At 63.6% G+C, this 11,578-nt stretch carries 5 protein-coding genes; 4 read left to right on the top strand and 1 reads right to left on the bottom strand.

Going from position 1 to position 11,578, the window contains the following annotated elements; all coding sequences use genetic code 11:
- Nucleotides 1-1,018 precede the first annotated feature (1,018 nt).
- The gene (locus AW270_RS12735) at nt 1,019-2,308 is read left to right on the top strand and encodes a tyrosine-type recombinase/integrase (RefSeq protein ID WP_061294193.1); all 1,290 of its coding nucleotides are present in this window, start codon (nt 1,019-1,021) and stop codon (nt 2,306-2,308) included.
- A gap of 523 nt (nt 2,309-2,831) precedes the next feature.
- Here AW270_RS12735 and AW270_RS12730 read toward each other — a convergent pair.
- Nucleotides 2,832-3,467 carry a hypothetical protein gene (locus AW270_RS12730; protein WP_061294191.1) on the bottom strand — a complete coding sequence of 212 codons (636 nt, stop codon included), beginning with the start codon at nt 3,465-3,467 and terminating at the stop codon, nt 2,832-2,834.
- A 608-nt stretch (nt 3,468-4,075) separates the two neighbouring features.
- Between AW270_RS12730 and AW270_RS12725 the strand changes: the two genes are divergently transcribed.
- The 3 genes from AW270_RS12725 to AW270_RS12715 are packed head-to-tail and all read left to right on the top strand — an operon-like array spanning nt 4,076 to nt 11,315.
- Nucleotides 4,076-5,395: a restriction endonuclease-related protein gene (locus tag AW270_RS12725; RefSeq protein WP_369408988.1), complete on the top strand. Its 1,320-nt coding sequence runs from the start codon at nt 4,076-4,078 to the stop codon at nt 5,393-5,395.
- Entirely contained in the window at nt 5,392-8,703 is a 3,312-nt protein-coding gene (locus AW270_RS12720) for a hypothetical protein (RefSeq protein ID WP_063819186.1), read from the top strand. The genes AW270_RS12725 and AW270_RS12720 overlap by 4 nt, the downstream gene beginning before the upstream one ends.
- Nucleotides 8,700-11,315: an RNaseH domain-containing protein gene (locus tag AW270_RS12715; protein ID WP_061294183.1), complete on the top strand. Its 2,616-nt coding sequence runs from the start codon at nt 8,700-8,702 to the stop codon at nt 11,313-11,315. The genes AW270_RS12720 and AW270_RS12715 overlap by 4 nt, the downstream gene beginning before the upstream one ends.
- Nucleotides 11,316-11,578: the final 263 nt, after the last annotated feature.

The raw sequence follows: 11,578 nt of genomic DNA, 5'->3' as shown, positions 1-11,578 counted from the left end.
TTGGACTTTTCCAGCCAGAAGGTCGAACGCGACGCCGTGACCGTCTTCACTGGCCTATCTGAATTCGTCGTGGGGGCGAATTCCGGATTCGCCGACATCTTTTGGCTGCCGACCACTATCGCGGGCAACGACATGAACGCCCTGCGCTGAATGCCGTAGCCGATCGCCACCCCAAATCAGGCCCCCTATCGCGGAGCCCAGGGTCCGCCACGACCGTGGGCTGGCGATCAGGAACACCAGGCTGATCAGCGGATCCATACAGACACCGGTGCCTCCGCCGGTGAGTAACCGAGAAGCCTTGGTCACGCGCGATCGAGCCCTAGATCAACCCCCCGGCCTGAATCTCTATAAATTCAGTCAAAAGGACCGGATGGCTGCCCGAAACCCCTAGATATCCATTTTTGGATCAAACAGGCAAGGAAGGGTCGGCTCGGCCTTCGTCCGCGTGGAGGCGGTTGCCTAGGCCCGCGAGCCGTCGTTTCGGCCGTCAGTGCAAGACCTGCAGCGAGGTGTAGTCGTCGCAGGTGAAGGTCGAGGAGGCGTGGCCGAGCGTCTCCTGAGCAATCTTCATCTGCACGGATTACTCGGCGACATCAGCGATTCCCGGCGCGAGCTGGGCGAGTCCGGGGTGATGGTGACTCACGCCGTGATTCGGCGGTTTGGATCAGATCAGCGGGTGCTCAAGTGGGTCGTCAGAGCCCGGATGAGGGCTTGATCGGTGGCGGCGTCATTGAGCGAGTGCAGGCATGGCGGCGATGGTGAGCCGGATGTGGCCCTTGTTTCCTAGACCTGGCGACCAAGGAGTCCCCGGGCGGCCGGTGATGGCCGGCCCGACTGACCGAGGTGGTGCAGTCGACGGCGGACTCGTGGATCGAGATCCAGGCCGATTGGCCGAGAGGCTTTCCGGTTCGTGTCATCTGATGACCAGGGCGACGCCCATCTCGGCCTCTTGAGACGTTGCTTGCATGATCGATGTCGTCAGAACCGCCGGATTCTTGTTCCGTTCAGGAGGAAGGTGATGACGATGGGTGAGAGTCATCCGGTGGTCTACAAGCGGTGCGGTTGCACCGGGCGGAGCGGGTGTCCCAGGCTGGCCGAGGACGGGCACGGCTCGTGGTACTTCGCCGTTCAGGTACAGGGCTTGTCGGGGCAGCGGGAGCGCATGCGGCGGGGCGGATACGGCAGCGCGGGGGAAGCTGAACAAGCCGGGCTGCAGACGATCGCGGCTGAACGCGGCGGGGGCATCGGGGCGGCATGCACCGTGGCGCAGTGGCTCCGGTATTGGCTGGCTACGGATCAGGGCATTCGGCCGAGGACGCGTCAGGGGTACGCGGATCACGTCCGTTTGCACCTGCTCCCGGCGCTGGGGCGGATCAGGCTGTCAGAGCTGTCCTTCCGTGATGTGCGGCGGATGTTCATGGCGTTGGCCGGGCGCCGGAACCGGTACGGCAGGCCGTTGGCGGCGGCGTCGCTGGAACGGATCCGTGCCACGCTGCGGGCGGCGCTGAACGAGGCCGTCCGGGAAGGGCTGATCGACGCCAATCCAGCTCGTGGGCTGCGGCTGCCCGCCGCGCCGCGTCCACGGGCGCAGGTGTGGACCGATCGGCGGGTGGCGGTGTGGAGGGCGACCGGTGAGAGGCCGACCGTGGCGGTCTGGACGGTGCCCCAGCTGGTGGACTTCTTGGACAGCGTCCGGGGAGATGCCTTGTTCCCGCTGTGGTGGCTGGCGGCCCTGCGTGGGCTTCGCCGGGGAGAACTCGCCGGCCTGCGCTGGGTGGATCTCAGCCTGGAGACCGCCGAACTCGCCGTAGTACGGCAACTGGTGCAGGTTGGTGGAAGGCTGGTGTCCTTCCCGCCGAAGAGCCAGGCCAGTAGGCGCACGGTCGCGCTGGATCCGCAAACGGTCCGGCTACTGCGCCGCCACGAACGCGAGCAGCGAACGGAGGGAAGGTTCTGTGACGGTAGGGCGCAGGTCTTCACTCGGATGGACGGCAGTCCGGTGGCGCCGGACTACCTGACCTACCGGTTCCGTAAGCTGGTTCGAGAGAGCGGGTTGCCACCGGTGCGGCTGCATGACCTGCGGCACGGCGCCGTGACGATGGCACTGGCCGCGCACGTGGATCTGCCGGTGGTCCAAGACCAGGTGGGGCACGCCAGCATCGTGCTGACCGCTGACACCTACACCTCGGTGTTGCCGGAGCTGCAACATGAGGCCGCCAGGGCGACGGCGCGTCTGGTGATGTCAGCGGCCCGCGGAGCTGCCAGGAAGGTGCGCCGGGGGAGGTGCGGGTGGATGACCCAGGTATGACCCATCCGTGTCCCAGGCCATGATCGGGAGATCGTGGACCTGGGAGGACGCGCAGGTCAAGTGTGGTGGGGCGCCAGGGATTCGAACCCTGAACCTACGGATTAAAAGAGTCCCGGTTTGTTGCTGTCGAGGTGTCTCCCGGTGACGTGTGATGCCGACCCGTATCACATGCCAATGAGCAACCACCGAGCAACCGTGAGCTACCCTCCATGCCGCTCCTAAAACACGATTACACGCTCTTGACCTCGGGGCAGACGGCACCCACAGACCTTATTAGTATTAACGCCACCCGGCTGGAGGATATGCCTGCAAAGGGGGAGCGGGTTCTCCCGCGAGCCTGCCGGTGTCGCTGCGTGGACCGGACGCCACCAAGATCGCTGCGGGCAGGGCCGACGTCGCTGAGGTAGGCCCGACCCTGTATCCGGAGATGCACTTCCTGTCGGCTGGCCGGGCGGGCAGGACCGATGAGCTAACGTCGCTCGATCCTTTTGGCGCTGCGCGCTGGCGACCCGATCTGAGCGAACTACCGCTCGAACTTGACGGGGATGCGCATCTCCCAATGAGGGCCGAGGTCGGCTTCCCTGCTGGCGGGTTCCCCGCAGGGGCAGCTCCACAGGTCGGGTTGGTCCCCGTCGAGTGGCGGCCACATGTGGATGACGACCTCCTCAACGACCGGCCGAGTCTGGTCCTGGCTGAAGCGCTCGACGAAGAACTCGAAGGGCTGCGGGCCAGGCAGGTAGACGGGGAACCCGAGCGGCCTGATGACGGGCCGGTTGTCGGAGCGCCAGGCGGCGTGGGCGTCGACCCGGTATCCGCGAGGGAAGGTGATTTTCCCGAACAGGCCCCAACCGTTGTCGCCAAGGGTGGATTTGCGGAGCTCGACGTCCAGAACGCCGGGGTGTTCTGGCCCCATCTCACGGTGCCAGCGTCCGGTGTCGAGTTTCGCCGTGGTGGAGGCATCGCGAGCGGAGGACTCCGCCGCCGCGGCGGCCCTCTCGGCCGCGGTCCGGGCGTGCTCGCTCGCCGTTGCCGACCGCTCCCCGGCCTCGGCGGTTCGTTCGTTGGTCTTGGTTGACCGGCGCTGGTTCAGGTAGGTGAATCCCGCTAGCAAGAGCGCAAGCGTTGCAATGATCGAGGTCACCCAGTCGGAGACGTCCACGGACAGCGATCGTAGTCGCACGCGCAGGAGCTGTGCTGAGGCTCCGGTCTGGTCGTCTGACGCTTACGAGACCGGGGTTCTACTTCACCGGGCAGATGCAGAATGGCCAAGCGTGCGCCCGATGTAGTGAAGACGATCAGTCCCGCTTGCGGGGGTTTCGCGCGGCCGTAGATGGCGGGCCTCGTTAGGGCTAACCACCTGGTGATCCAGATCGGATGTTCACAACGTCGCGTCACGCCTCTGATCCCGGAGCACAACTTGATGACGTCGATGTGGTTGAAGAGATGGTCGAGGCCGGACGGTCCCGTCCGGGGTGTCGCCCGTGATCTGGGGATCAGCAAGTAATCCATCTCCATCTGGCGAAAGCTGGCCGTCCACAGCCACAGCCACAGCCGGGGCGGGCGCATCCACACTGATCACGGGACGCAGCCGAGTTCACCTCAGTGCGACCTTCGGCTACCTCGAGATTGTCCATAGCCAGAAACGATCGCCACGGTCATCCCGGGAATGCGCATAACTGTTGAATGCGGGATTTTATACCCAAAAACGGCCAATCGATATGAAGTCTGGTCGGACGACTCCACTCGACACGGAACATCAGTGGTTGGGTGTTGGCTTCGGTATCCAACTCGGGCGAGTACGGGCCGGTTCCTCGGTTTTCCTCTGATTGGCGGCTGAGCTTGTGTAAGTTCTCGGCTAGTTCAATCCATTCCGGATTCTTCCGCGCAATCGGAAGAAGGTCCTGTGCGCTCCAACGGCTGAGGCCGGAGCGTGGTATCGGAGAGCAACTCAACGTGGAACTTTTCCCTGCGCGAAACCATGCCACTCGTCGGCTTGCCACAGCATGCGTGCGAGCTGGGCTGGCCTGGACGTTACGCCATGACGATGACCGAGCGTGGCGAGAGATCTGTCGCATGCACGGCGTCGTGTTGTCTTGCCTGCAGCCTGGTGAAGGCCCGGTTACTCCAGCCGACTTCGTCCGCGTGCTGTCCAAGCCGCTCGGCGACTGGGCGCCCCTTGATGGGGACATGGTTCCGCAGCAGCTGCGGCAACTCATCGTCCTCCAAGAGGATGTCCTTACGGACGAAGCCATCGACTATGGCTCGGAGTACACCGAGGCTCTCTTTGACAGCGACGGAGTTCTAGACACCGGTCAGCAATGGCTCCCGCCCTGGTCACACCAGACTCGCGAACAGGCGGAGCGGAGCGCGTTCACCGCGATCAGTTCGGGAAGCCAGGCGCAGTACGCGGCCGGCCGGCGGATGCTAATCGAGGTTCCCACGGGCGCCGAGACCGCTCTGCTCATGGAATACAGCAGACGCGGCTCCCCACGACTCGACGTCTACGAACCGATCGGTGGAGACCGGACCGTGTCCGTGGGGGACCGGAAGTTCTGGTGGCCGTGTCCGGGCTGCCACTACCCAATGCAGGTGCATGGTTCATCGCTGCGCTGCCAATACCCGCCACATAGCGTGCACCGCTATTTCCTGCAGGCCCGCGGTAAAGGACAAGCGCCGGAAGCCATCAACGGACCGGTGTCAGTCACTCGTATGGATGCCGAAGGAATCTACTGTCTGCGCTGGGGAGTCTGGCGGTTCATCGGTGTTCCCGGACTCGCCGAAGTCCTCCTGATCGACTGGCTCAACGCCAAACCAGGCGTCACCGCTGAGTCGTGGCCCGACAAGGACGCCTACGACATCGGCGTGCACATGCCTGATGGCCAGGTGTTGCGAGTGGACCTGAAAGACGTGGCGGACGCACGGAAGATCATCTCCGACCCGCCTGCCGCAGAGCACATCGTGGTCACTGACCACTACAAGGCGACCGCCGCGACGCTCCGCGAGCACCTGCCGAAGGATCGATACGTCGTCCACACCGTCTCCGCCTTCAAACGTATGATCACGACTAGGCTCAGGGGCAGCAGATGACCACCAGCAAGGAAGAAGCCATCACACCGCTGGTGATCCGTGCCGCAGTGCTCCTCGCAGCCGAGCTTTTCCCCAATCGTTCTCCTGCCGAGGAAAGCTGGCGGTACCGCGTACACATCGCTGATGTGCACTTCCTGCTCACCGGCCAGTTTCATCTGTGGGAGCGGTGGGGGCACCTGAGCCCAGTGCAGGAACACCGGATCGCAAGAGTCTTGCGTCACCGGCCACAGCATCTCGCTAGCCGGCTCGTGGTCGTCGAGAACGTGACTTACACTCTCGCACGGAACGAGACGCCAGAATTCGTCCGAGACGGGGACGATACCGTCATTGTTATGCCCGGCCGTGAACAGGACGGGACGATCGATAGCCTGCTCGACCGGCTGGACCATGTCGCTCAGAAGGCGGCGAGAAGACGTGATCGCGCGCGCAAGGAGGCCACTGAGGGCCGGTACTTCGCGGACATACCGATCCGTGACACTCATAGTCCGAGTGGGCGACTGATCACCGCCTACTATACGATCACCGCCCGAAAAGCCGACGGCCAGCGGATTCCACCGCGCGCACCGGCGGCCGACGCGCTCGAACTCACCGTGCCATTCAGCGAACTCAAGGACATCGCCGAGACTCTGGATTCAGCCTACGGCGAGAAGCACCGCACCACTGCTGTCACAACCTTCCATACCGAACTCCGCGATGGAGACGGCGTCCTGGTCGGTGATCTTTGGAAAGTCACCTCAGGACCCCTGCGAGTCCTGCATGCGCCCACTGGCGTGGGCAAGAACGTCCTGTCTGAATTGCTGGCGTGCTGGGCCGCCCGCAACGGCTTGCGCATGTCGCTGGTGGTCACGAGGAACGCCCAAGTCGCCGCCGCAGTTCGTCGCCTGCGTAGAGACCTGGCGACCCTTGGGGAGACCGCAAATGTCGTCCCGCTGATCTCCCCGGCCCGCATGCAGACATTCGCCGAGTCGGCGGCCTCCGCTCGGAGTAGTTCGAAAGCCGATAGAGACTGGGCTTTCGCCGAGATGTCCTATTCATGCGCTGTCATGGCCACCGCCTCGGTTGATCAAACCGTCGACGCCTGGCAGCCCGGTCAGGAACCGTGCACTGACCTGAAAGCCGTCCGTCCACCGCATGACAAACCCCAGCGGCACATCTGCCCATGGCAGGCGGGATGCGGTAAATTCCGCCACCACCGCGCCGCGATCACCGCTGAGATCATCGTCACCAGCCATCACAATTTCCTGCTGGGAAAGATCCACACCCGCGTCCTCGACACCTCAGGCCTGGTCCGGGATGACCTTCGAGTGGAAGAGCACATCCTCAATCACAGCCATTTCGTGCTCATCGACGAAGTCGACGGAATGCAGTCCACAAGCTTCGAGCAGGCCAGCGGAGCTGCGGTCTTGTCCAGATACGGAGCGCCCAACGATCTCACCCGAGACCTTGAAGCCCAGTTCCGCATCAACGCCCTTCACCTGGACAGCGTGATCGAGAAGGTCATCCATCCGTCCGTGTCACATCTCGCATGGCTTTCCAGCTCCTACGTCTCTCACCTGGCTAGAGGAGTTCTGTCCCCCAAGGGCAGCGAAACGGCAGCAGGAGTGTCCACGCTCGAGCTGGCGGTGCCCCGTCGCTGGGATGCCTGGCTGGCTCATCTGGTGTTCCGAGTGCCAGCAAAGCAACGCATCACGCAAGAGCAGATGGACCTCATCGCGGCCCTCTACGAGCGAGACCCGAAGCCCTTCACCGAGCCCGGGCTTCCAGCGGGCTTGGATGAACTTCACGACGTTCTCGCGCGAATCACCGATCTCACTGACGGGTCGGACCGATTGGAGGCTGAAGCGGGAAGACTTACCAAGATCTTCAGATCAATGGTCAGCCCACCTTCCGACTCCGGAAACGACACGGCTCTCGCCCTGTCGGCGGAGAACGAAGAGGGCCCTCAGGCCCGCGTGGCACGGGAGAACCGGACGGTTGCCATGTCCGTCCAGTACGCCATGCGACGTGCCTACCTCGAGAAGATCCGCGGCTTCCTCAACACCATCAGCTACTCTGCGGCGCACCTCCAGGCTGCCGGCGTCGTCGCCGGGGACAAACTCACCGCCGCGTTCGTCAATCAACGCGGCTGGAAAGCCTCTCCGTACGGCCCCTTGGGACGCCAACTGTTCGCGTTCACCGAGAAACACAACCCGGTGTCGTTCAGAGATACCTCGCTAGCGGTGACGTCTTTCAGCGGCGACCCGCACTCCTACACGGCCTATCTCGGCGACACGACAGCCCTCGGTTACGCTGGCCGCAGAAGAATCGTGATCGGTATGTCCGCAACCGCATATCTGCCGATGGCTTCGCTGCATCACGTGATGGCGAAGCCTGCCTGGTATCTGCCCGACGATATCGGTGAAGGCGGACTGACCATCCGATACATGCCCTTGTATGACGGTAGCGGCGACATCATCAAGATCAGCGGCACTACCGGACCGGCCCGTGATCATGCTCACTTCCGGATGGGCACCGCGCTATGGCGCCGTATTCAACCAATGCTCGAAGCGCTGCGCGCCAATCCGGTCACCCGGCACCAAGCACACGCCCTCATCGGCGTGACCTCCTATCAAGGCGCCTTTCAACTCGCTGACGCAATGATCGACGCTGGAGCCCCAGCCGAAGAGATTCGCGTCGCGGTCAAGGACGGCTGGGCGCCGCCCACACGCCCCCCCCGATGGATGCCGCTGCCCATCTCAGACCTGGAACGCTTTCCTGAGGACAGCCCAGGGACAGTGCTGATCGTGCCGCTGCCGCTCGCCGAACGCGGCATCAACATCGTCGACAAGCAGGGCCGGTCCTTGCTCGGCCCCGTCATCCTCGCGGTGCGGCCAATTCCCGTGATGGATGACGCCAAACTCCTGCTGTCGCTCATCAGCGCTTTCGGCTACACCGATACCGCGCCGAGTGCCGATCCTTCGACAGCCCTCGAAAACCTCCGCGTCAGAGCCGGTGAGGCATTCGAGGAGATTCGAGCCAACCACCACTACTTCCATTCGCTCAGTGAACGCATCCGGATGTCCATCGTCGCCACGATGATCGTTCAGATGATTCAACTCGGCGGGCGCGCTCGTCGCGGAGGAGCCCACGGCGACCTGTATCTCGCCGATGCCGCATTCACCAACGGCCCCGAGAAATCTTCTCTGCCATATCTTGTGGGCCAACTCCGCAATCACTGGCAAAAGACCGGGGATCTAAACCTCCTGGAACGTATCTACGGAACCACGGTCACCCGTGCCGTCTTCGCCCTGGCCGAGGAGGCCCAATGACCGCAGCTACCCGTGGATCCCTGCGCACGCTGGCGTTTCCCGTGAGCGACGACCTGCTCGGAATGGTCTACATCACGCCCTTGGGGAAGGAATTCGCCGAGGCGTGGCGAGCGCTCCCCACCCGTGCTCCCCAGGACCATCAGAAACCCACAGCGTCATTGACCACCGCAGCGCGCGCCGTGACTGGCCAGCGCATGGTGTTCATCGGACCCACAGAACCAGACAGCAGAGGCCCTTGGCCCGGGCAAGCCCTGATCATCACGCCGCAGCCCGTCATGTCCGACACCCTGACTATGCTCTTTCGCGAATGGCAGACCAGGCTACCCATAGGTGCCGGAGACACCCTTTCCTCGCTTCTCGAGCTGGGTGATTCCGGCGCCTATCTTCTCGCAGAGCTTATAGATCGCGACGCTTCAGGCCGCATCACCGGGCCGGGTTGGATCCGCGAGGTGGCCGGGTGGAACATAGCGGCGCGGCTGGCCGCTCAGCCGTTGATTGTTCCTGGCCGGGCCACGCCGATCCGCTTCGTCCTCGATTCCGACGGCAATCTCCTGTCATGGAATGACCAGATTTCCCGCACCGCTGCGTGGGAAGACGCCGAAACCGGCGAGCGCCGATCCGTCACGGGACACGCGATGCACAAGATCTCTGTCGAGGTCGGAACGCTCCCAGGAGCCTCGGAATTCGTCGCATTCCTCGACGCTAATATCACCCGCACCGCCGCCAGTTGGAGCGGCGTGAAGAACCTGTATGTGGCTCCTCCCGCCGCAGGTGCTGTGATCCTCAAAACTCCCGTCAAGATCAAATGGCCGCACCGAACGAGTCCCGACATTCCAGCGGCTAGTTCTCCCGAGTCTGTGTCCTATCTGGGCGCGACCGCACAGATCGTGGAGGCGTTCGGCTTGGCGCCGCTGCCGGAGCTCGCCGGCCTGAACTTTGACACTGACCTCGGCCCGGTCCGACCGATCCACAACGCTGACAGGCACCCCATTGGCACCGGCGTCGGCGCCCGCTTCCTGCTTCACCTCGCGGACCACGCTGCGAACGTCCTTGGTGCCGCACCGATCACCTATCAGGCGACGCGGATGACCACGCCGCGTCCAGACTTTCCCGCCGTGATGAGCCCCGACAAGATCCTGCGGGCTCTCACGGCCGCGGGTTGGCAGTCGCTGCGTCTGGTCGTCCTCTACAACGATCCGGAGTTCCGCTCACGGGTCCTATGGCAGGCGGCCCGCAGCTTCCAGCGGCCGGATCTCCAGACGATCGCAGACGGTCCATCGCACATGTTGGCCGACGGCGTGTCTATCATCTGCTGCCGCGCCCCCGAGCTCGTTGTTCATGGCACACATGACCGTACGCCGATCGCCAATGCTCTTCCCTGCCTGCGGCCTGACCCCGGCATGTTGATCGCGGTGCTCGCAGAAACCCAGGGCCCCGTCACAGGTTCCGACGACGGACAGCAGCAGGACGCCAAGCACCTACTCCGCGAACTGCTCGGAGCGCGAGGGATCCCTCTGCAAGCCCTCATGGGCGGAGACAACGGAGGAGCACCCGAACGCACCCTCACGATCCCAGAACGAACTGCTCGCAAGAGAGCCCGCGACGCGGGCGAGCCCGAACCACCACTGGAAGATCGCGACGACTACGCAGCACAAGCCGCTCTGGCCGATCTCCTACGCGGTGCGGGACTCACCGACAACCGTCTCGCCCACGCCGTCGCGCCCAAGTCCAACGCACAGGCCCATCTAAGCCGGGATGCCGTCCTCGTAGGGGTCAAGATCCGCCTACACACGTTCCCGCGCCGTAGGGGAAAGCCCGCACGCCCGGCACTTCTCTCGGTCTGTCTTGTCGCCCTTCACGCCAGCCCCAGTCCGGACAGCTTCTGGCGCGCCGAAATGTACGGCCCTGATGGTTGGAAGCCGTACTCAACCGCTGCAGCTCGTCGGATGGCCGCCCCCATCGGACTCAAGGGACTCTCGCGTTTCGGCGACAAAGCACACACCACTCGAAGCTACATCGACGGCGCTTTGTCCGAACTCAAACACCAAGGACATGTGGTCGTCTTCGTCGAGGGTGAGAATGCCTCGCTCTGGTCAGGCCTACGCAACAACTCCTTTGGTGAAGGCCCCCTTCCCGGGGACTCCCTTCACACTGCTGGCATCGACATCGCGGTTATCCGGGTCTCCAGCGACAAAATTCCCCGCCCGACCGAACGACGCGAAGCCGCCACCGTAGACGATCCCGACCGCAAGCCTCTCTTCCCCGGCTCAACCATCTACACCCGTACCCAGGACGGCATCACCTCCTGGATTTATGCACAAGCCACCGTTAGCCATCGAGGGGGCAACCGGACCGGCACCGACCACACCCGCTTCACTCTCCCCGATTCCCAGCTCACAAAACTCAAGGACAACTGGCATTCGATCGCTCGCGTGGAGTACACGATTCCACGTCTAGGTACCTGGGACGCAGAGCATCTCATCGCCCTTGCCGCCCGGCTCTCCAACCAGACGGCCTCCTGGGGGGACCGTACCGTGCTGCCCTTACCTCTTCATATGGCCCAGCAAGCGGACCAAGACCACCCTCAGTTTCAAGATCGCGACAACCGCTAAGAGGAAGTGAGGCGGTTTAGGGACGATGTACTCCGATGTTCCCCAGACCGCTTTACCTACCCGAGATCCCATTGCGGTGTGGGCTGCTGGGAGCAGAACGGGCTGCTCGGATGAGGACGAGCTCCCCAATTGCGTTACACAGTCGGTGATCATGGCTGGGGGCATGCACTTCGCGGCAGCTTCCACTGCGGACTCGGTGGCTGCGCCGTACTGCCACCAGACCTGGCCGGTGTTCGGTCGGTTGCAAGGCAAGCAGCAGTTCT

Source organism: Herbidospora cretacea, from assembly GCF_001570605.1.
Classification (GTDB): Bacteria; Actinomycetota; Actinomycetes; order Streptosporangiales; family Streptosporangiaceae; genus Herbidospora; species Herbidospora cretacea.
Note: the sequence above shows the minus strand (reverse complement) of the source record. Positions and strands in the feature narration are given on the sequence as shown.

Excerpts from the sequence above, each read along its gene's own strand:
- AW270_RS12735 (WP_061294193.1), top strand. The coding sequence starts at position 1,019 with ATGACGATGGGTGAGAGTCATCCGGTGGTCTACAAGCGGTGCGGTTGC.
- AW270_RS12720 (WP_063819186.1), top strand. The coding sequence starts at position 5,392 with ATGACCACCAGCAAGGAAGAAGCCATCACACCGCTGGTGATCCGTGCC.
- AW270_RS12715 (WP_061294183.1), top strand. The coding sequence starts at position 8,700 with ATGACCGCAGCTACCCGTGGATCCCTGCGCACGCTGGCGTTTCCCGTG.